The 21,100-nt window shown below is 67.5% G+C and carries 18 protein-coding genes and 2 pseudogenes; 11 read left to right on the top strand and 9 right to left on the bottom strand.

Annotated elements, in window-relative coordinates:
- Positions 1 to 82 precede the first annotated feature (82 nt).
- From DIE21_RS27610 to DIE21_RS37355, 3 genes are all read right to left on the bottom strand, one after another.
- Positions 83 to 1,441, bottom strand: a complete 1,359-nt coding sequence (locus tag DIE21_RS27610) for a diguanylate cyclase (protein WP_124500655.1) — start codon at positions 1,439 to 1,441, stop codon at positions 83 to 85.
- Positions 1,442 to 1,551: 110 nt separating this feature from the next.
- Complete coding sequence (locus tag DIE21_RS27605; protein ID WP_124500654.1) at positions 1,552 to 1,800, bottom strand: DUF2795 domain-containing protein; 249 nt, start codon at positions 1,798 to 1,800, stop codon at positions 1,552 to 1,554.
- Between the two features lie 103 nt (positions 1,801 to 1,903).
- Positions 1,904 to 2,074 carry a hypothetical protein gene (locus DIE21_RS37355; protein WP_006489933.1) on the bottom strand — a complete coding sequence of 57 codons (171 nt, stop codon included), beginning with the start codon at positions 2,072 to 2,074 and terminating at the stop codon, positions 1,904 to 1,906.
- 153 nt (positions 2,075 to 2,227) lie between these two features.
- Here DIE21_RS37355 and speG point away from each other — a divergent pair, with 153 nt between their 5' ends.
- From speG to DIE21_RS27590, 3 genes are all read left to right on the top strand, one after another.
- The gene (gene speG, locus DIE21_RS27600) at positions 2,228 to 2,770 is read left to right on the top strand and encodes a spermidine N1-acetyltransferase (protein ID WP_124500653.1); all 543 of its coding nucleotides are present in this window, start codon (positions 2,228 to 2,230) and stop codon (positions 2,768 to 2,770) included.
- A gap of 510 nt (positions 2,771 to 3,280) precedes the next feature.
- The gene (sap1, locus tag DIE21_RS27595; RefSeq protein ID WP_044848669.1) at positions 3,281 to 3,628 is read left to right on the top strand and encodes a surface attachment protein Sap1; all 348 of its coding nucleotides are present in this window, start codon (positions 3,281 to 3,283) and stop codon (positions 3,626 to 3,628) included.
- Between the two features lie 177 nt (positions 3,629 to 3,805).
- Entirely contained in the window at positions 3,806 to 4,360 is a 555-nt protein-coding gene (locus DIE21_RS27590; protein WP_124500652.1) for a YaeQ family protein, read from the top strand.
- Between the two features lie 10 nt (positions 4,361 to 4,370).
- On the opposite strand, the gene DIE21_RS27585 is transcribed toward DIE21_RS27590, so the two are convergent.
- Positions 4,371 to 4,784 (bottom strand): VOC family protein, encoded by a 414-nt coding sequence (locus DIE21_RS27585; protein WP_124500651.1) that lies wholly within the window; start codon positions 4,782 to 4,784, stop codon positions 4,371 to 4,373.
- Positions 4,785 to 5,213: 429 nt separating this feature from the next.
- Here DIE21_RS27585 and ada point away from each other — a divergent pair, with 429 nt between their 5' ends.
- From ada to gshA, 3 genes are all read left to right on the top strand, one after another.
- Positions 5,214 to 6,305 carry a bifunctional DNA-binding transcriptional regulator/O6-methylguanine-DNA methyltransferase Ada gene (gene ada / locus DIE21_RS27575; protein WP_124500649.1) on the top strand — a complete coding sequence of 364 codons (1,092 nt, stop codon included), beginning with the start codon at positions 5,214 to 5,216 and terminating at the stop codon, positions 6,303 to 6,305.
- On the top strand, positions 6,302 to 7,276 hold the full coding sequence (locus DIE21_RS27570; protein WP_124500648.1) for a DNA-3-methyladenine glycosylase: 975 nt from the start codon (positions 6,302 to 6,304) through the stop codon (positions 7,274 to 7,276). The genes ada and DIE21_RS27570 overlap by 4 nt, the downstream gene beginning before the upstream one ends.
- 477 nt (positions 7,277 to 7,753) lie before the next feature.
- Positions 7,754 to 9,367, top strand: a complete 1,614-nt coding sequence (gene gshA, locus DIE21_RS27565; protein WP_185642847.1) for a glutamate--cysteine ligase — start codon at positions 7,754 to 7,756, stop codon at positions 9,365 to 9,367.
- A gap of 80 nt (positions 9,368 to 9,447) precedes the next feature.
- Here the strand turns inward: gshA and DIE21_RS27560 are convergent, their stop codons facing one another.
- A complete protein-coding gene (locus DIE21_RS27560; protein ID WP_124500646.1) occupies positions 9,448 to 9,759 on the bottom strand; it encodes a DUF4148 domain-containing protein in 312 nt (103 codons plus the stop codon).
- 378 nt (positions 9,760 to 10,137) lie between these two features.
- Here DIE21_RS27560 and DIE21_RS27555 point away from each other — a divergent pair, with 378 nt between their 5' ends.
- Positions 10,138 to 11,778 (top strand): L-lactate permease, encoded by a 1,641-nt coding sequence (locus DIE21_RS27555; RefSeq protein WP_124500645.1) that lies wholly within the window; start codon positions 10,138 to 10,140, stop codon positions 11,776 to 11,778.
- Between the two features lie 121 nt (positions 11,779 to 11,899).
- Here DIE21_RS27555 and DIE21_RS27550 read toward each other — a convergent pair whose 3' ends face one another.
- Positions 11,900 to 12,808 (bottom strand): LysR family transcriptional regulator, encoded by a 909-nt coding sequence (locus DIE21_RS27550; protein WP_124500644.1) that lies wholly within the window; start codon positions 12,806 to 12,808, stop codon positions 11,900 to 11,902.
- Positions 12,809 to 13,037: 229 nt separating this feature from the next.
- On the opposite strand from DIE21_RS27550, the gene DIE21_RS27545 reads away from it, so the two are divergent.
- Both DIE21_RS27545 and DIE21_RS27540 read left to right on the top strand, forming a co-directional pair.
- The gene (locus DIE21_RS27545) at positions 13,038 to 15,209 is read left to right on the top strand and encodes a phosphocholine-specific phospholipase C (protein WP_124500643.1); all 2,172 of its coding nucleotides are present in this window, start codon (positions 13,038 to 13,040) and stop codon (positions 15,207 to 15,209) included.
- Between the two features lie 162 nt (positions 15,210 to 15,371).
- A complete protein-coding gene (locus DIE21_RS27540) occupies positions 15,372 to 16,100 on the top strand; it encodes a phosphonate utilization associated transcriptional regulator (protein WP_124500642.1) in 729 nt (242 codons plus the stop codon).
- 103 nt (positions 16,101 to 16,203) lie between these two features.
- Here DIE21_RS27540 and DIE21_RS27535 read toward each other — a convergent pair whose 3' ends face one another.
- The 3 genes and pseudogenes from DIE21_RS27535 to DIE21_RS37930 form a co-directional block, all read right to left on the bottom strand.
- Positions 16,204 to 17,592, bottom strand: coding sequence for an FAD-dependent oxidoreductase (locus DIE21_RS27535; RefSeq protein ID WP_124500641.1), 1,389 nt, complete (start codon positions 17,590 to 17,592; stop codon positions 16,204 to 16,206).
- Between the two features lie 112 nt (positions 17,593 to 17,704).
- Positions 17,705 to 17,926 (bottom strand): annotated as a pseudogene (locus tag DIE21_RS27530) (2-aminoethylphosphonate--pyruvate transaminase); the annotation flags it as partial.
- Positions 17,892 to 18,134 (bottom strand): annotated as a pseudogene (locus tag DIE21_RS37930) (putative 2-aminoethylphosphonate ABC transporter substrate-binding protein); the annotation flags it as partial. The pseudogenes DIE21_RS37930 and DIE21_RS27530, both read right to left, overlap by 35 nt.
- A 210-nt stretch (positions 18,135 to 18,344) precedes the next feature.
- On the opposite strand from DIE21_RS37930, the gene phnA reads away from it, so the two are divergent.
- Both phnA and phnY read left to right on the top strand, forming a co-directional pair.
- Entirely contained in the window at positions 18,345 to 19,583 is a 1,239-nt protein-coding gene (phnA, locus tag DIE21_RS27520; protein ID WP_124500640.1) for a phosphonoacetate hydrolase, read from the top strand.
- Positions 19,584 to 19,611: 28 nt separating this feature from the next.
- Positions 19,612 to 21,066 (top strand): phosphonoacetaldehyde dehydrogenase, encoded by a 1,455-nt coding sequence (gene phnY, locus DIE21_RS27515; RefSeq protein ID WP_124500639.1) that lies wholly within the window; start codon positions 19,612 to 19,614, stop codon positions 21,064 to 21,066.
- Positions 21,067 to 21,100: the final 34 nt, after the last annotated feature.

Here is a 21,100-nt window from a genome sequence, read left to right as displayed (position 1 = left end):
ATCGTTTCCCGGTGCCGCAATCCGTAACGGCGGATTATTCCGGTCACAATGACCGTAACAAATTCCCAATCCGCAGACGTTTTCACGCCGCGGCGACCCGGTTTCGCCCCGCATCCTTCGCGCGGTACAGCGCGGCATCGGCGGCTTCGATCAACGCATCGGGTGTCGACAGGTCGTCGGCCGACACGGTCGCACAGCCGACGCTGACGCTCACGCGCCCCGCGGGCGACGCAGGCATCGCGAGATCGAGCCGCAGCACCGCTTCGCGCGCTTCCTCGGCCACGACCCGCGCCCCGCGCGCACCGGTGTTCGGCAGCACGATCGCAAACTCCTCGCCGCCGTAGCGCGCGACGATATCCGCGGGACGCCGCACCGCGCCGGCCAGCGCATTCGCGACGCCGATCAGGCACGCATCGCCCTTCACGTGACCGAAAGCGTCGTTGTATGCCTTGAAGTGATCGACGTCGACCATCAGCAGCGACAGCGATTCGCCCTGCCGCCGCGCCTGCAGGAACAGCGTGTGGAAGTGATCGTTGAAGTGGCTGCGGTTGAATGCACCGGTCAGCCCGTCGCGCGCGGAAGATCGAACCAGCGTCGCATGCGCCTCGAACAGCTGCTGATACAGCTTCGTCACTTCCCACGCGAGCACGCACACCAGCACGCCGGGCGTGAACATGCTGAACACGCGCGCGAGATACCAGCCGATCGTGAAGCGGTTCGTGGTCAGCAGGTTCAGCGTCGTGTCGGTGAGGCAGGCGAGCACCGCGATCGCGAGCCACAGGTCGAGCGTCGTGCGCAGCCGGCCGGAGGCCAGCACCGCAACGAGCGCGAGCGCGTTGAGGATCCATACGACCAGCGCGATCCCGTTGACGGGCAGCACGGCCGCATCGCCCGGCGGATGGAGCGCGGGCGGCAGCGCAACGTTCAGCGCGAGCATGCACAGCAGCGCGGCCGCGATGGCCGGGCCGCCGACCAGCGCGAGGGTCCACCAGCGCGTCTGCGCCGCGCCGACCGGCGCACGCGTGAGCCGCTCGCGCGCGAGCAGCGCGGCCATCACGAAGCATGGAAAGCCGGCATGCCAGAAGACCCAAATCCACGCGGCGCTTTGCGGGCGCGCGCCGAGCAGGCCGTGCGGCGCGAACACGCCGGGAAAGGTGAGCAGCTGCAGCGCGACGGCGAGCGCGGTGAATGCGTAGGCGCCGCCGAGCGCACCGAGCACGGGCTGGCGCGTGACGGTGAACTGCGCGCCGAGGAAGAACGCGGCGATGCTCGCGGTGGTGAACACGGTCAGCGCGCACATCGGCATGAACGGCTCGACGGCCGGCAGCGCGACGTTCGCGTGCGGCACGGCGATCCCGAGCGCGAGCACGATGACGAGTGCCGTCAGCGCGCCGAACCACAGCTGACGACGCGTCGTATGCTGGATCAGAATACCTTCCATGGATTCCCCCGGGCGCTCGTGCGGTCACGCCCGGTCTTGGCGCCGGGCGGCTTGTATCCGGCCGCAGCATGGCCGGTGCGGGCCGATCCTACCGTGTTATTCGTGCGCGCTCAAATACCGAGGCCGGGGCCGAAGTTGCCGGCGACCCAGCGCGTGACGGCATTGACGTCCGCGTAATCCTGTTCGGGCAAGCCGTCGAGCATCGACAGCACTTCGTTGCTTGCGCCGGCGTCGCGTGCAGCGTCGACGATCGCATCCTTGTTCGCCGGGTAGCGGACGGCCGCCAGCACGTCGGCGATCTGCAGGTCGATCGTTTCGTTGGGGATGTCGTGTGCAGGGAGAGCGGGTTTGTCGTTCACGTCGGCGTCTCGCGGGTTGAGCGGGAATCGGTTCTGGCAAAAGGCGGTTGCAGCGTTCGGGGCGACCCGCACGGACGGGTGCCGTGCCGGGATGGCGATCGACTCAGTGCCCGCGTCGCACCCGGCGCCACGGATGCTTCCAGTCGATATGCGGTGCGTTTTCGTCGCGCGGATGCTGGCGCCGATGTTCCTGCCACAGTTCGTCGGAGAACAGCGCAGCCACGATCACGAGTGGCAGCACGAGGAAGATGCCGAGTATGACTTGCTCGATCACGATAGCCTCCTTGCGGCGGCAGGAACCCTTGTTCCCATTCTAGGCTCTGAACTTCTCCCGCGGGTCAACTTGTTACGGCGCGGAACGCGTCCCCGTTCGCGGCGGCGCCGCACGGGGGTTCACGCGCGCGCGGGCATTAAAAAGGACACGAACATGCAACTCCAGAACGACAAGCACACACTTGCACTGCGGCCGCTGGAGCGCCAGGACCTGCGCTTCGTCCACGAGCTGAACAACGACGCGAAGATCATGCGCTACTGGTTCGAGGAGCCGTACGAAACCTTCTCCGAACTGTCGCAGCTGTATGACCGCCACGTGCACGACCAGCGCGAGCGCCGCTTCGTCGCGGTCGATCCGCAGGACGAACTGGTCGGCCTCGTCGAGCTGATCGAGCTCGACTACATCCATCGTCGCGGCGAGTTCCAGATCATCATCGCGCCCCAATGCCAGGGACGCGGCTATGCGGGCCAGGCGACGCGTCTCGCGATCGAATATGCGTTCAAGGTATTGAACATGCGCAAGCTGTACCTGATCGTCGATACGTCGAATGCGGCGGCAATTCACGTGTACGAGAAATGCGGATTCCAGCACGAGGCCGAATTGAAGGAAGAATTTTTCGGAAATGGTGCATATCACAACGCATATCGCATGTGCATCTTCCAGCGCGATTATTTCGAGCGCCCGCAACCGGTCTGAATGAAGCCGGGTGAAAACACGGAAAACACGGAGAAAACGCCCTGCGGCCCCGCTGCCACGGGCGCCCGGCCCGCACGGAAAAAATACGGGTAAATACGAACGCGCTTATACCTGGCATTTTTCTTGTATCAGGTAAATCCGGTCCCGCACTGCGGTAAATTCATATCGTTCCGGACGACTTTGTGTGCAACGCATCAAAATGATCCCGATATTGAAATGAATTATCCAAACCGTTCAACGGGCGCATTGCAGCCTCGCTGAAAGTCTTGCCGGACAATGCTTTGCGCCCGGCGGCGCGGCCTGGTCCGCCGGACGGCAGGCGCCGCCGCGCGTGCGCGGCACGCGAAAAACCGGGTGCGCGCAGGGTGCGACAATTCGCCGCTATTGCGATCGCACAACAAATGTGCTTGATATCGTTTGCCGGTCTTCTAAAGTGAAAAACGCGGGTTCACGATCATCTTTAAACACATAGCTAACCCAGCCTGGTGCCCGCAAGCCTGGAGACAGAACATGATGAAGCGAACCGGTGTCCTTTTCGCCCTTGTCGGCGCATTTTCCGTGGTGTCGATCGCGCAGGCGGGCGGCGATGCGGCTGTCCAGCCGAAGCAGGAAATCCAGCTGACGAAGAATGCGTGGGGCTGTCTGTCGAAAGACAATCTGGACTCCGTACTGAGTCACGAGCGTGACGGCAAGTCGCAGGCGAAGCAGCAGTACTTCGACGACTACCGTTGCCTGTCGGTGCCGGAAGGCCAGCGCTTCCGCGTGGTGTCGGTCGATCAGGGCGACGTCCAGTTCGTCAGCGCCGACAACAGCGACCAGCAGGGTCTCTGGACCGATTCGCGCTTCGTCAAGCAGTAACCCGCACGCGCACCTCTCGCACCCGCGCGCCGGCCCGAACCGCCGGCGGCGCGCCCCGAACGCGGCCCGGCCGATGCCGGGCCGTCGTGCTGTGGAGCGCCCGTCGCGCGCCGGGCGACGCGCATTCGGTATCATCACGGCCCGACCGAACCGAATGCCCGCCCGGGCCGTATCCGCATGGCGCTGAAATCCACCATCTACAAAGCCGAACTGCAAATCGCCGACATGGATCGGCACTACTACGCCGATCATGCGTTGACGGTCGCCCGTCACCCGTCGGAAACCGACGACCGGATGATGGTGCGCATCGTCGCGTTCGCGCTGTTCGCGAACGAGCGTCTCGAATTCTGCAAGGGGCTGTCGGACGTCGACGAACCCGATTTGTGGCAAAAGGACCTGACGGGCGCGATCGACGTGTGGATCGAGGCCGGCCAGCCCGACGAACGGCGCATCTCGAAGGCGGCCGGCCGCGCCGGGCAGGTCACGGTGATCGCCTACGGCGGCAAGACCTCGGATATCTGGTGGCAGGGCGTGCGCAGCAAGGTGGAGCGGCTGCGCAACGTGCAGGTGCTGTCGCTGGCCGACGGCGTCGCGGCGGCGCTCGGGCACCTCGCCGAGCGCACGATGCGCCTGCAGTGCACGGTGCAGGACGGCACGGCGTGGATCTCGAGCGCCGACCACGATCCGGTCGCGGTCGAATGGACCGTGCTGAAGGCGCGCGCCGACGCGTGACGGCCGGCGCTTAGCCGATCGCGGCGGGCGGCCCTTTGAATTCCAGCATGTTCCCTTCGGGATCGAACAGATAGATCGACGGCCCGTAGCCGCCGGCGCCGTAGCGTTCGGCGGGGGCGCCGGGGCGCGCGCCATGCGCCGCGAAATGCTCGATCAGCGCGTCGGGGTCGAACGGCTCGACGCGCAGGCAGAGATGGTCGAGATTGCGGCCGGCGCCGGGCGCTCCGCTGTCGGGACGGTCGATCGGGCCACCGACCGACAACAGGTCGATCAGTGCGTCGCCGGCGCGCAACTGCACGAGGCCCAGGTCGGGCTGTTCCTTCTCCACGTGGCAGCCGACGGCATCGCAGTAAAAGCGCGTCATCGCAGCCATGTCGGTCACGCGCAGCACGACGTGATCGATCGTGCGGATGGTCGGTTTCATGAGCGGGGCACTCCTTCGCGGATGGCGTGCACCGAGTGTAGACCGCGCGGGCGAGGGATGCCGGAACGCGTCACGATCGACGGACGAAAAAAAGCCCGTTCACGCAGAGCGGAACGGGCTTAATCCATATCAGGAGGAGACATGGAGGAGACAGTTCCAACTATACACACGGCGATGGTGCGTTGCAATATTCCGAGTGTAAAAAATGGTCAGGACGGCGATTTGTCGCAGCTGCACTGCAGCAAAATGGTGACGGGATGATGACGAAAGCGGCGCTGAAGCAGCGCTCGCAAGGGGTTTCGTCCGCTTGATCGACTGCGATGCATCCCCGATTTCGGCGGCGCGAATCACAGAGCAAGATTCAGGGCGCGACGGCCCATGCCGATGTCTAGAGTAGGCACCATCTACACTAGAACGTGCGAGGTTCAGATGAAAACCGCCTATCCGACCGACGATGCCCGCTGGGGCGCCGTGACCGCCCGCGATCCGCATGCGGACGGCGCGTTCTTCTATGCCGTGCGCACGACCGGCGTGTTCTGCCGGCCGAGCTGCGCGTCGCGGCTGCCGCGGCGCGAGCACGTGTCCTTCTTTGCCGATCCGGCCGCCGCGCGCGCGGCTGGCTTTCGTCCGTGCAAGCGCTGCCAGCCGGAAGGGCTGCCGCGCGAGCTCGAAATCGTCAATCGTGCATGCGCGGTGCTCGACGCGCATCCGGAGCGGCTCACGCTGCAGCAGCTGAGTGACGCCGTGCACGTGAGCCCGTTCCACCTGCAGCGGCTGTTCAAGCGCGTGGTCGGCGTGTCGCCGCGGCAGTACCAGGCCGCGCAGCGCGGTGCCGCGCTGCGCGAGGCGCTGCAAAGCGGGCAGCCGGTCACGCAGGCGGCCGTGGACGCGGGCTTCAATTCGCCGTCGCGGCTCTACGCATCGGTGCCGCGCGAACTGGGGATGGCGCCGTCCGCGTTCCGTCGCCAGGGCGCCGGCCTGCGGATCGATTTTGCGACCGCGTCGACATCGCTCGGCACGGTGCTCGTCGCCGCGACCGAACAGGGCATCTGCCGGATCGCGTTCGGCGACGAACCTGCATCGCTCGTCGGCGAACTGAAGGACGCGTTCGCGCGCGCCGAGCTGGTCGAAGCGTCGTCGCGGCTCGCGCCGTTCATCGCGCAGATCCGCGCATACCTGGACGGCACGCGGCACGCGTTCGACCTGCCGCTCGACATCGCGCCGACCGCGTTCCAGCAGCGCGTCTGGGAAGCGCTGACGCACATCCCGTACGGCGAGACGCGCAGCTACTCGGAGATCGCCGAGGCGCTCGGCTCGCCGCGTGCGGTGCGCGCCGTCGCATCGGCCTGCGCGTCGAACCCGGTGGCGCTCGCGATTCCGTGCCACCGTGTCGTGCAGAAGGGCGGCGCGCTGGCAGGATATCGCTGGGGTGTGCGCCGCAAGGCGACGCTGCTCGCGTCCGAGGCGCGCCAGGTGCACGACGATGAAACCGAAGCCGTTGCGGAGGGTGACGAAGTTTGAGCATCGAAACAGACACGATTACGTTGATCGCGGACGGCGGCCAGGTGCCGCCGTCCGCGCAGATGGCGCTGCGCTTCAAGGCGCCGTACGACTGGGCGCGCGTGCTGCGCTTCTTCAGCGGCCGCGCGATTCCGGGTGTCGAGCAGGTCGTCGACGGCGTGTATCGCCGCATCGTCGACCTGCACGGCGACGCGGGCCGGCTCACCGTCACGAAGCATCCGCGTCGGCACTGCCTGATCGCGACGGTCGAAGGGGCGGCCGCGCGCCATGTCGACGATGCGTTCGCGCGCCGCGTCGCGTCGATGTTCGACCTCGGCGCCGATCCGGCCGCGATCGGCGGCGGGCTCGTGCGCGATCCGTGGTTCGCGCCGCTCGTGCAAGCGGCACCGGGGCTGCGCGTGCCGGGCGCCTGGTCGGGGTTCGAGCTCGCGGTGCGCGCGATCGTCGGCCAGCAGGTGAGCGTGAAGGCGGCGACGACGATCGTCGGGCGGCTCGTCCAGCGGGCCGGCGAGCGGGTCGTGGACCACGACGGCATGCCGGTGCCGGACGGCGCGCCCGCCTGGCGTTTCCCGACGCCGGACGCGCTCGCCGCATGCGATCTGGAGAAGATCGGGATGCCCGGCAAGCGGGCCGCGGCGCTGACGGGCATGGCGCGTGCGGTGGCGGCCGGCCACGTGCCGCTCGATCCCGCACAGGCCGACCTCGGAACGCTGCGCCGCGCGTGGCTCGATCTGCCCGGCATCGGCCCGTGGACCGTCGAATACATCGCGATGCGTGCGTGGCGCGACCCCGACGCGTGGCCGGCGTCCGATCTCGTGCTGATGCAGTCGATTACCGCGCGCGATCCGTCGCTCGACCGGCTCGCGAGCCAGAAGCGCCGCACCGAAGGCTGGCGGCCGTGGCGCGCGTATGCGGCGCTTCATCTGTGGAACGACGTGGCGGACCGGGCCGGCGGCGCGCGCGGCGGATGACGGTCGCCGCGGCCGGCCGGGGGCGGCCCGCCGAGGTGGAGGGGCGACCTGCGGAGAGCGCGGGCGTTGCCGCGATCGGTCGGTCGTCCTCCTCATGGTTGCGACGCTTGATGGCGATCGAACGAATCCGGCGTCTGTCGCCCTCGACGCATGGTCGACTCGACCGCGGCGGTGTTGCATCGCGGATTCGGCAGCGCGGGTTGCACCGATCGGCGCTTCGCGTACCGTTCACGATCCTTCCGACGAATGTCGCGTGATCACGGCGTCCGGCGGGGCCGACGACGGTCGGCTGCGCACGCGGCGATCGTCGCCATCGGCTCGCCGGGCGGCCCGCTGCGGCCCGCGCGCATTGCCCGGAGCGACCTCAAGCACGTGTCCCGGCGAGATGTTAAAGTGCCCGCTACCAACGAAGCGACCAAATAATCCAGCCGGCCGCGCGCGGCGTTCTGCGCGCGGCCGTCACGCACTTGCGTCTCCATGTCGAACACCATGACTCACCGCCAGTCCGAACTGCTGCTGAATCGTCTCGAAGCGTTGAGCTCGGGCCCGACGCGGCAGCGTCTGCCCGACGGCCTGCGCGGCATCGAAAAGGAAAGCCTGCGCGTGACGCGCGACGGGATGATTGCGTTCACGCCGCATCCGCGCGCGCTCGGTTCGGCCCTCACGCACCCGTCATTGACGACCGACTATTCCGAAGCGCTGATCGAACTGATCACGCCGGCGGAAGCCGACGCGTCGATCACGCTCGAACGTCTCGACGATCTGCACCGCTACGTGTATGCGTCGCTCGGCGACGAGATGCTGTGGAACGGCTCGATGCCGGGCCTGCTGCCGGCCGACGACGACATCCCGATCGCCGACTACGGCACGTCGAACATCGGCCGCCTGAAGACGGTGTATCGCCGCGGCCTCGCGTATCGCTACGGCCGCACGATGCAGTGCATCGCCGGCATCCACTACAACTACTCGCTGCACGAGGAAGTGTGGCGGCGCCTGCATGCGGACGAAGGCTCGACGGCGACGCTCGTCGACTACCAGTCGGAGCGCTATCTCGCGCAGATCCGCAACTTCCGCCGTCGCAGCTGGCTGCTGATGTACCTGTTCGGCGCATCGCCCGCGCTCGACGCGAAATTCCTGCGCGGCAAGCCGCACAAGCTCGACGCGTTCGACGCCGACACGCTGTACCGGCCGTATGCGACGAGCCTGCGGATGAGCGACCTCGGTTACTCGAACACGACCGCGCAGGCCGCGCTGCACGTCGACTACAACACGCTGCCCGGCTACCTCGACGCGCTGTCGACGGCCGTGAGCGAGCCGTATCCGCCGTACGAGGCGATCGGCACGCATCGCGACGGCGAGTGGATCCAGATCAACACGAACGTGCTGCAGATCGAGAACGAGTTCTACTCGACGATCCGGCCGAAGCGCGTCACGTATTCGGGCGAGCGTCCGCTGCATGCGCTCGCGTCGCGCGGCGTGCAGTACATCGAAGTGCGCTGCCTCGACATCGATCCGTTCGAGCCGACCGGCATCGCGCTCGACACCGCCCGCTTCATCGACGCGTTCCTGCTCGCGTGCGCGCTCGACGAGAGCCCCGCGCTCGACTGCGATGCGTACAAGGAAGCGAACGCGAACTTCGGCAGCGTGACGATGGACGGACGCAAGCCGGGGCTCACGCTGACGCGCGACGGCCAGCCGGTCACGCTGCAGGCATGGGCGGACGACCTGATGACCGATATCGAAACCGTCGGGCGCCGTCTCGACGAGATCCGCGGCGGCGACGAGCATGCGCGTGCGATCGCCGCGCAGCGCGAGAAGCTCGCCGATCCGGAGCGCACGCCGTCGGCGCGCGTGCTGCGCGAGATGCGCGAGAACGGGCAGTCGTTCCTCGCGTTCGCACTCGCGCACAGCGCAGCGCATGCTGCGCACTTCCGTGCGAACCCGCCGTCGGCGGAGACGATGCGCACCGAGCAGGCGCTCGCGGCGAAGTCGCTGGCCGAGCAGGCCGAGCTGGAAGCGAAGGAGGCCGGATCATTCGACGCGTTCGTCGCGGCCTATCGTGCATACACGCTGAACCGCTTCAGCGTTTGACGGCAGCAGCCCGCCGCGCGGCGGGCAGGCTGCGGGCCGGGTGGCCGCGCATTCACGCGCCCGGCCCGGTTTCATTCGCGTCAGTGATGCGCGTACGTGTCGCGATCGACCACGTGCGGCAGCGCCGGCTTCCCCGATTCCACGTTCGCATGGCCGTCGCTGCCGTAGCCGGCCGCGTCGCCGCGCGCCTGCGCGGCGCGCTGCATGATCTCCTGCATGTTCTGCGGAAAGTCGGGACTGCTGGCGAGACTCGTCCGGTAGCCGGCTGCCTGCAGTTCCGCGAGTTCCTGGCGAACCTGCGCACGCGTCAGCGCCGACGCGGCCTGGGCCTGGACGGCGACAGCCGAGCCGATCAGCAGTAACGCGCAGGCCGCAAGTTTCATGGTTTTCATCGGGTTTGCTCCGTGAGGTCTCCGCAGCCGCGCCGTCTTCGGCGCGGGCGGAATCGATGCAGCCAGTCTAGGCTTCGGACATCAAACGAAACACCCCGCCCGCCGTCAGTCACCTTTGTCGGCTGAGCAACATTGCGCCGGCGGCTTGCCGGCGCGCGCGTCAGCGGGCCGCCAGCCGCCGTTCGGTGTGCGGCGGATGCCGTGTATCGGCACCGCATGGATCGGGCATGCCCTCCTTGTGCAAGCGCGATGCGCCTCCTAACCTCTTTTAAGCGACCGATCGGTCGGCGCACGGCGGCATGGTTGCATGCGCAAGCGTCGGACGATCGTTGCGGCCGTGAACGCACGTTTGGTACTGGATCGGAGACACGAGACACGATGAATCCCACCGCAGCCCTGCCGCCCGGCATCCTGTTCGCGCAGCCGTTGACGCCCGTCGCCAACTCGCTGTTCCTGTCGTTCCTCGTCGCCGTGATCCCGATCGCGGTCGCGCTGATCGCGCTCGGCGTGCTGCGCCGGCCGGCCTGGCAGGCGTCGCTGGCCGGGCTCGTCACCGGCCTCGCGGTCGCGATCGGCGCCTGGGGCATGCCGGCCGGTCTCGCGTTCAACGCGGTCGGCGCCGGCATGGCGCTCGCGGTCGTGCCGGTGATGTGGATCGTGTTCAACGCCCTGCTGCTGTACAACATCGCGGTGAAGTCGGGCCGCTTCGACCAGTTCCGGCAGTGGATGCTCGACAACCTGCCCGACGACCGCCGCCTCGTGCTGCTCGTCGTCGCGTTCTCGTTCGGCTGCCTGCTCGAAGGGATCTCCGGGTTCGGCACGCCGGTCGCGATCACCAGCGCGCTCTTGATCGCGCTCGGCTTCCCCGCGCTCGAAGCGCTCACCTACACGCTGCTGTTCAACACGGCGCCGGTCGCGTTCGGCGCGCTCGGCGTGCCGATCACCGTGCTCGGCGCGGTCACGTCGCTGCCGCCCGCGACGCTCGGCGCGATGGTCGGCCGGCAACTGCCGTTCTTCGCGCTGCTGCTGCCGTTCTACGTGGTCGGCGCGTACGGCGGCCTGCGCTCGATCGCGAAGCTGTGGCCCGCGCTGCTCGTGTCAGGCGGCAGCTTCGCGATCGCGCAGTTCGTCACGTCGAACTTCCTCGGCTACCAGCTCACCGACGTGCTGTCGTCGCTCACGTCGCTGATCGTCACGATCGGCTTCCTGCAGGCGTGGAAGCCGCAGCCCGATCCGCAATACGCGCTCGCGCGCAGCGCGCCCGCCACGGCCGGCGCCGCGCGCACGGGCTTCGGCGGGTGGCTGCCGTGGATCGTCGTGTCGGTGGTCGTGATCGTCTGGGTGCACGCGAACGTCGCGGCGATCGGCGACGTGAAGATCAAGTGGCCGGGCCTGCACAACACGGTGTTCGTGACGCTGTACCACAAGCCGTATGCGGCGATCTGGGATTTCCAGCCGCTCGGCACCGGCACCGCGATCCTGCTCTCCGCGATCATCACGGCGGCGCTGACGCGCACCGGCGTCGGCGCGTTCCTCGAATGCGTGGTCAAGACGTGGCGGCAGACCTGGATCGCGATCATCACGGTGATGATGATCGTCGGGCTCGCGTACCTGCTGAACTACTCGGGCATCAGCTACACGCTCGGCACCGGCGTCGCGTCGACCGGCGCGCTGTTCCCGCTCGTGTCGGCGTCGCTCGGCTGGATCGCGGTGTTCCTGTCCGGCAGCGACACGTCCGGCAATGCGCTGTTCGGCAACCTGCAGGTCGTCGCCGCCAGGCAGCTCGGCCTCGATCCGGTGTTGATGGCCGCGACCAATTCGTCGGGCGGCGTGATGGGCAAGATGATCTCGCCGCAGAACATCGCGACGGGCGTGTCGACGACCGACCTGAAGGGGCAGGAAGGCGTCGTGTTCGCGCGCACCTTCTGGCACAGCGTGATCCTCACGCTGCTGCTCGGCGTGCTCGTGTTCCTGCAGCAGCACGTGTTGACGTGGATGATCCCCGCGCTGCCGAAGTAATGCACGGCGGCAAGCAACAACGAAGGCACGAGGAAAACCACGAGGGAAGGCGCGGGAAAAGCGCCGGAAGGTGCAGGGAAATGCGACGGGAAATGCGCGAAACCGGTGGACGCGCGGCGGTTCAGCGGGCGTTCACTTGCCGCGTCGTGTCGTGTGTGTCGTGCGTGACCGGCCGCGCCGGCAGGATGCACGCGAGGAACGCATCGATCGCGGGGCTCTGGCGGCGCGCCTTCAGGTAATACACGTATTCGTCGATCGTCGTGTCGACGCCGCGCAGCGCCACGATGCGCAGGTCCGGATGGCGCTCGGCCTCGCCGCGCGGAAACAGGCTGGCGCCCACGCCGTGCAGGATCGCCTCGCGGATCGCTTCGCGGCTGCCGATCTCGGCCACCGACGCGGCCGCGACGCCAGCGCCCGCGAGGATCGTCTCCGTGCAGCGGCGCGTGACCGACCCTTCCTCGCGGATCAGCAGCCGCACGTCGGCGAGCTGCGCGGCGTCGATCGCGTCGAAGCGCGCGAGCGGGTGGTCGCGATGCACGACGAGCACGAGCGGATCGGTGGAGATCACCTTGCGTTCGAGGCCGTCCGCGTCATTGCGCTGCGACGACACCGCGAGGTCGATGCGGAATTCGTGCAGCGCCTGCAGGATTTCCTCGGAATTGCCGATCCGGCACGTGAGCGCGATCGACGGATGCGCGTGCGAGAAGCGGCCGACTGCGTCCATGATGTAGTACGGCCCCGTCGCGCCGATCCGCAGATGCCCTTCGAACAGGCCGCCGACATTGCGCAGCATGATGTCGGCCTGCGCCTCGAGCGCGATCATCTTCTCGACGAGCGGCAGCAGCTCGATGCCGGTCTCGGTGACCTCGAGCTTGCGGCCGCTGCGGTAGAACAGCTCGACGCCGTACAGCTGCTCGACCTGCTTGATCTGCGCGGCGATCGTCGGCTGGCTCACGCCCAGGTGGCGCGCGGCGCGCGTGATGCTGCCCTGCCGGACGGTCGCGTGGAACGCCTTCAGCTGATCGAACACGACTCGGCTTCTCCCCCGTCTTCATCGCGCGTCAGCGTAGCGTACGCATGTGTCGGCCGGATGAAAGGCGCATCGTGCGCCGCTTCGAAAAAAAGCTGGGGGTGACCGCAAGAAACCTGCTGGAACCGGTCACGGCCGGGACATGCCGGTGCGGAGTAATAGCGGCAACGCACCGACCGCCGGCCTCGCTCGACCGGCGCCACCCTTACCGACCCACAGGATCCTCTTCATGTCCGCCACCAATCGACGCGATTTCCTGCGCCTTGCCGCCCAGTCGGCCGGCGCGATGGCCGCCTACGCCGGCTTCCCGCCGGCGATCCGCAACGCGCTGGCGATACCGGCCGCCTATCGCACCGGCACGATCCGCGACGTCGAACACGTCGTGATCTTCATGCAGGAAAACCGCTCGTTCGACCACTACTTCGGCGGGCTGCGCGGCGTGCGCGGCTTCAACGACCCGCGCCCCCACCTGCTGCCGAGCGGCGCGCCGGTGTGGCAGCAGCCGCCCGCGTCGGTGTTCACGAAGAACTACCATTCGCGCGGGCTCGATCCGTCCGCGCCGTACGTGCTGCCGTTCTATCTCGACCCGAAGCAGACGACCGAATTCCAGCCGGGCACCAACCATGGCTGGAGCAGCGGCCACCTCGCATGGAACAACGGCCAGTGGGACCAGTGGGTGAACCAGAAGCAGGACGTGCTGACGATGGGTTACCTGAAGCGCCAGGACCTCACGTACCACTACGCACTCGCCGACGCGTTCACGATCTGCGATTCGTATTTCTGCTCCGCGCACGCCGATACGGCGCCGAACCGCATCTACCTGTGGACCGGCACGGTCGACTCGCGCAACGTCTACGGCACGCAGCCGAACGGTCCCGGCATCGGCGAGCGCAATGACGTGAACGGCTACACGTGGACGACCTACGCGGAACGCCTCGAGAACGCGAAGATCAGCTGGAAGGTGTACCAGGGCGGCACGGGCATCCCGGGCGACCCGACCGACAACTACACCGACAACTCGCTGATGTTCTTCAAGCGCTTCCAGGTGAAGGAAGGCGCGAGCGGCCCGCTGGTCGACAAGGGCGCATCCAACCACACGCTCGCGGAGCTGAAGGCCGACGTGCAGGCGAACCGGTTGCCGCAGGTATCGTGGATCGTGTCGCCGTACAAGTACAGCGAGCACCCGCAGGCGTCGCCGACCGACGGCGCGTTCTACATCAATATGGTGCTCGAGGCGCTGACGTCGAACCCGGAGGTGTGGGCGAAGACGGTGTTCATCCTCAACTACGACGAGAACGACGGGCTGTTCGACCACGTCGTGCCGCCGGTGCCGCCGGTCGCGAGCGGCGTGGGCGGCCAGGGCATCGTGTCGTCGAACCTGCTGTCGAACCTCGGCGACGAACTGCTCGACCTGAACAAGTACCCGGGCGAGATGGGCCCGCTGGTGCCGGGCGCGGATCCGGGCGGGATCCAGCCGATCGGCCTCGGGCCGCGCGTGCCGCTGATCGTCATCTCGCCGTGGACGAAGGGCGGCTGGGTCTGCTCGGAGACGTTCGACCACACGTCGGTGCTGCGCTTCCTCGAAGCCCGCTTCGGCGTGCAGGAACCGAACATCAGCGCGTGGCGCCGGTCGATCTGCGGCGACCTCACGTCGGCGTTCGATTTCTCCGCGCGCCCCGATACGCGCACGGTGAGCTTCACGGTGCCGCAGCACATCGCCACCGCGGGCCAGGCGTACCAGGTGCCCGCGCAGCAGTCGATGCCGGCGCAGGAGCCCGGCACGCGCCCGGCGCGCGCGCTGCCGTACGAGTTGTTCGTGCATGCCCGCGTGAACGGCCGCGACGACAGCGTGTCGCTCGATTTCGCGAACTCGGGTGACGCGGGCGCCGCGTTCTACGTGTACGACCGTCGCAATCCGGCGACGCCGCCGCGCCGCTACGCGGTGTCCTCGCACGACCGCTTCGCCGATACCTGGAGCACGTCGGCCGCGCGCGGCGACTACCATCTCGCCGCCTATGGCCCGAACGGCTATCTGTGCGAATTCCAGGGCAACACGCGGCTCGCCACGGACGGCCGCCACGCGAACCCGGAAGCGAAGATCGGCTACGACGTGCGCAACCGCCACGTGTACCTGCAGCTGCGCAACAGCGGCCGCGCGGCGTGCCGTGTCGTGGTCGACAACGCGTACAGCCATGCGCATGCGCGCACCTACACGCTGGAGCCGGGCGAGCGCGTCGAGGATCACTTCGAGCTGTCGTCGAGTCACGGCTGGTACGATCTGACGATTACCGCGACGACGCTGCGCGGCGGCGACGACAAGGTCGTGCGCCGCTTCGCGGGCCACGTCGAGACGGGGCGGCCGAGCCAGAGCGATCCGGGGCCGGTGAAGCAGACGGCCTGACGGCAGGCCCCGCGCCGCGCGGTCCGGCATGTTCGTGCCGGCCGCGCGATTGATTTTTGGAAACTGAAAACTGTTGACAATGTGTCGGGCCGAGGGTATACAAGGATCATTCGCCGATATGGCGCCCTCGTTTTCACCCGCAGCCGCGCTGCCTGCCCGACCATGACTGCCCCGAACGCGCTCAACGCCATCGAACTCCTGCAAAGCCAGTCGCTCGCGATGATTGTCCAGGACATGCTCGAGCGCTCGATCGTGTCCGGCGAATATGCGCCGGGCGAGAAACTCAATGAAGTCGATATCGCGACGAAGCTGAACGTGTCGCGCGGCCCCGTGCGTGAAGCATTCCGCGCGCTCGAGCAGGCCGGACTGCTGCGCAACGAGAAGAACCGCGGCGTGACGGTGCGCGTCGTGCCGCTGCGCGAGGCCGAGGAAATCTACGAAGTGCGCGCGATGCTCGACGAGTCGGTCGCGCGCGCGCTCGCGAAGCGCATTTCGCCCGACACGCTGAAGGTGCTGAAGGGCATCATCCAGTCGATGAAGGGTGCCGCGAAGACGCATGACGTCACACGCTACACCGAGCTGAACGTGCAGTTCCACGACGCGATGGTGGTCGGCGTCGGCAATACGCACCTCACCGATACCTATCGCCGGCTCGTGCGCCAGCTCGGGCTGCTCCGCCAGGCCGCGATCGAGGCCGAGGAGGATGCGATCGCGGTGTCGGCGGCCGAGCACGACAAGATCGTGCAGGCGCTCGCGAGCGGCGACGCGGAGAAGGCCGTCGCGCTCGTGCGCGAGCACGTCGCGCATGGCCTCGCACGGATGCGCCGCACCCACGAGCAGGGGCTGCCGGGCACGGGCAAGGCGGCGCGCGAGAAAGCCGAGCGCGTGTAACGCGGCTGCACCGGCCCGCCGCAACGCAAAAGGGACGCTTCGCAGCGTCCCTTTTGCGTTGCGCGTCACGTCATCGCATCAGCGCCTCGTCGTCTACGCCTCGTCACGCCTTGTCGGCCTTGCCCGCCGCGCTCGCGAATTTCGCGAGCCACGTATCGACGAGCGCCGGCCGCCGGCTTTCGTCTTCCGCGCGCTCCTTGCGGCGGATCGCGTTGCGCACGACGTGCGCGCCGACATAGCGGATCGGCTCCGGCGGGAAATGGCCGAGCGGGCCGCGCACGATCGGGCTGCGCGTCCACGCGTTGTCGAGGCCGAGCACCAGCGACGACAGGATCTGCCCGCCCATGTAGGTCGGTCCGACGCCATTGCCCGAATAGCCGAAGCCATAGAACACGTTCGGCGCGTCGTCGAGCCGGCCGAAGAACGGGAAGCCCGTCACCGAGCGGTCCGACGGGCCGTTCCAGCTGGCGGTGACCGGCACGCCGGCGAGCGACGGGAAGAACGCGCGCAGGCTCTGCGTGAGCTGCGCCTCGTAAGGCGAGCGCCGGTCGAACACGGGCGCGATGCGGCTGCGCCACGAGAACGTGTTGCCGCCCTTGCCGAGCATCAGCCGGCCGTCGGCGGTCGTGCGGTAGTAGTACACGAAGATCCGCGAATCGAGCACCGATACGCCGTCCACGAGCCCGGTCTTCTCGAGCAGCTCCGGGCATTTCTCGGTAATGACCATGTCGCTCGACACGACCGCGATCGTGCGTTCGAACTGCGGGAAACGGCTCGCCATCCACGCGTTGATCGCGAAGACGAGCTTGCCCGCGCGCACGCTGCCGGACGGCGTGCGCACGACGGCCGGCTGCCCCGGCGTGAAGTCGACGAGCGGCGTGCGCTCGTAGATCCGGATTCCCATGTTGAGCGCGACGCGGCGCAGCCCGCGCACGAGCTTGCCGGGATGCACGGTCGCGGCGATCGGCGAGTACACACCGTCGAGATTGCGTGCGGAGCCCGAGCGGCGTGCGACTTCGGCGGACGGCAGCGGCTCGTAGCTGTGGATGCCGCACGCGGCGAGCGCGTCGAGCACCGGCGCGAGCGTGCCGACCTGCGCGCGCGACGTTGCCGTGTACAGCGTGCCGTCGAGCCGCAGCTCGGCATCGATGCGATGCGCACGGCAGAAGTCGGCGATGTGCTGGACGGCGGCCTCCGACGCCTTCACGAGCCGGATCGCCTCCGCTTCGCCGAACAGGCGGCGCAGCGTCAGGAATTTCGCGGACCACGTGAGCAGGCACCCGCCATTGCGCCCGCTCGCGCCGGCGCCGCACAGGTCGGCCTCGAGTATCGCGATGTCGAGTGCCGGGTTCTGCTGCTTCGCCTGGATCGCGGTCCAGAGCCCCGTGAAGCCGCCGCCGACGATACAGACATCGGCCTGCGTCGCGCCCTGTAGCGCGGGGGCGAGATCGCCGTCGTTGAACAGGGCTTGTTCGATCCAGAAGGGTCGCATCGGATGTCGTGCCAGTAAGGGTCGGGTTGCCGTGCCGCGCACGGCGGGAAAGGAAAACGAAACCGCCGCACGGCGTCCGGCCGCGCGCCGCGGTGCGGCCGGGTGCATCGCGTCACGCCGCCGCTTCGGCGGACACGCGGCGCACGCCCATCGCCTTCAGCGTGTCGGCGATCGCCGCGACCGCGCCCGGAATGCCCGCTTCGCCGAAGTGGCCGATGCAGCCGACGCGGAACGTGTCGACTTCGGTCAGCTTGCCCGGATACAGAATGTAGCCGCGCTTTTTGACCTCCTGATAAAACCGCTTGAAGTCGTAGTTCGGGTCGTCCGGTGCGTGGATCGCGCACCCAGCGGATCTCGATGTCGGGGTTCGCCTTCTCGAACGCGTCCTTGCAGGGCTTCATCGCCTCGTGTTCCAGCGCGGTGTAGAGGAGGAGCGACGTCTTCGCGTGTGCCGCCTGCGCGGCACCGAGCGCCACCGCCGCGACACGGGCCGCGCCCGCTGCCCATGCATTGAAACCCTTGTGTACCGGCACCTCGTTCACCTTCAGACCCCTTGACTGCGGCACGCGGCGGATGAGTGGAGACCAGCCCTCTTCGTGTTGCCTCGTGCTTCCGTCTTTTGCTTTCTGTTCTCTGCATGTTGTTGACAATCTACAAATCATCAATTTTAATGTCAAGCATGGAAAACACCTCCTCGGCGCGGCGCGGGCGCCGACAGCTCAACCCCCTTCGAACCGAAAGGACTGAACGTCATGACTGAAACGCCTGTATCCGTGGAAGTGAACGGCCGCCGCTACAACTGGATGAGCCGCCCCGTGGTGGTGGTCTGCGTCGACGGCTGCGCCTATGAATATCTCGAGATGGCGGCCGAGGCCGGCGTCGCGCCGTTCCTGCGCACGCTGCTGAAGCCGGGCATGGCGCTCAAGGGCGAGTGCGTGGTGCCGAGCTTCACGAACCCGAACAACCTGTCGATTGTTACCGGCGTGCCGCCGGCGATCCACGGGATAAGCGGCAACTACTTCTACGATCGCGACACCGGCGCCGAGGTGCTGATGAACGATCCGAAGTACCTCGTCGCGCCCACCGTGCTCGCGACCTTCGCCGAACAGGGCGCGCGCGTCGCGGTCGTCACCGCGAAGGACAAGCTGCGCCGCCTGCTCGGCAAGGGGCTCAAGGGCATCTGCTTCTCGTCGGAAAAGGCCGACGAGGCAAGCGTCGAGGAAAACGGCATCGACAACGTGCTCGAGCTGGTCGGCAAGCCGGTGCCGAGCGTGTACAGCGCGGACCTGTCGGAATTCGTGTTCGCGGCCGGCGTGCGCCTGCTCGAGACGCGCCCGATCGACCTGATGTACCTGTCGACGACCGACTACGTGCAGCACAAGTGCGCGCCCGGCACCGACGGCGCCAACGCGTTCTACCAGATGATGGACACGTACCTGAAGCGGCTCGACGAGCTCGGCGCGATCGTCGCGATCACGGCCGACCACGGGATGAACGCGAAGCACGACGGCGAGACCGGCGAGCCGAACGTGATCTACCTGCAGGAGCTGTTCGACGGGTGGCTCGGCCAGGATGCTGCGCGCGTGATCCTGCCGATCACCGATCCGTACGTCGTGCACCACGGCGCACTCGGCTCGTTCGCGACCGTCTACGTGCCGGATTCCGCCGATGCCGACGCGCTGCGCGCGCGGCTCGCCGCGGTGGACGGCATCGAGGTCGTGCTGACCGGCGCCGAAGGCTGCGCGCGCTTCGAGCTGCCGCCCGACCGGATGGGCGACCTGATCGTGATCTCGAAGCAGGACGTCGTGCTCGGCACGCGCCGCATCAGGCACGACCTGTCGGGCCTCGACGTGCCGCTGCGCTCGCACGGCGGGATCTCCGAACAGATCGTGCCGCTGATCTTCAGCAAGCCGGTCGCGACCGACGTCACGGGTCGCACGCGGCTGCGCAACTTCGACATCATCGACATCGCGCTCAACCATCTGCAGTGACGCGGACGTATCCGCCAGGGAGACACTCATGAACGCCATTGCAGCCTCGACGGAGGTCCGCGCGCTTCATCGCGAAGCACTACGAATCGATGGTGAAAGGATTGATCGCGATGCGGTGATCGAGGTGCGCAACCCGTACGACGGCTCGCTCGTCGGCACCGTGCCGAAGGCGACGCTCGACGACGTGCGGCGCGCCTTCGCGGCCGCGCGCGCATACCGGCCGTCGCTCACGCGCCACGAGCGCGCGGCGATCCTGCGCCGCGCGGCCGACATCGTGCGTGCGCGCACCGCCGGGATCGCGGCGCTGATCACGGCCGAAGCCGGGTTGTGCCTCAAGGATTCGACGTATGAAGCCGGACGCGTGGCCGACGTGCTCACGTTCGGCGCGGGCGAAGTGCTGAAGGACGACGGGCAGATCTTCTCGTGCGATCTGACGCCGCACGGCAAGAAGCGCCGCGTATACACGCAGCGCGAACCGCTGCTCGGCGTGATTTCCGCGATCACGCCGTTCAACCATCCGATGAACCAGGTCGCGCACAAGGTCGTGCCGTCGATCGCGACCAACAACCGGATCGTCGTGAAGCCGTCGGAGAAGGTGCCGCTGTCATGCTACCTGTTCGCGGACATCCTGTATGAAGCCGGCCTGCCGCCGCAGATGCTGCAGGTGATTACCGGCGACCCGAAGGAGATCGCGGACGAGCTGATCACGAACCCGGCGATCGACCTGATCACGTTCACCGGCGGCGTGTCGATCGGCAAGTCGATCGCGTCGCGGATGGGCTACCGGCGCGCGGTGCTCGAGCTCGGCGGCAACGATCCGATCATCGTGATGGAAGACGCCGATCTCGACGAGGCGAGCACGCTCGCCGTATCGGGCTCGTACAAGAACTCCGGGCAGCGCTGCACGGCGATCAAGCGGATGCTCGTGCACGAGGCGGTGGCCGATCGCTTCACCGAGCTGGTCGTCGAGAAAACCCGCGCGTGGGCGTACGGGAATCCGGCCGATCCGTCGGTCGACATGGGCACGGTGATCGACGAGGCGGCCGCGAAGTTCTGCGAGCAGCAGGTCAACGATGCGATTGCGCGCGGTGCGCGCCTGCTGGTCGGCAACGTGCGTGACGGTGCGCTGTATTCGCCGACGGTCGTCGATCGCGTGACCCCCGACATGCCGCTCGTGAAATACGAGACGTTCGGGCCCGTGTCGCCGATCATGCGCTTTCGCGACATCGACGAGGCGATCCGGATGTCGAACAGCACCGACTATGCGCTGTCGTCGTCGGTTTGCACGAACCGTTTCGACAACATCACGCGCTTCATCACGGAGCTCGAGGTCGGCAGCGTGAACGTGCGCGAGGTGCCGGGCTACCGGCTCGAACTGACGCCGTTCGGCGGCGTGAAGGATTCGGGCCTCGGCTACAAGGAAGGCGTGCAGGAAGCGATGAAGAGCTTCACGAACACGAAGACCTATTCGCTGCCGTGGTAAGCGGTGCGTGATGCGGACGCGCCGGCTCGAAGGC

The organism is Burkholderia sp. Bp9140 (genome assembly GCF_003853425.1).
Classification (GTDB): Bacteria; Pseudomonadota; Gammaproteobacteria; order Burkholderiales; family Burkholderiaceae; genus Burkholderia.
Note: the sequence above shows the minus strand (reverse complement) of the source record. Positions and strands in the feature narration are given on the sequence as shown.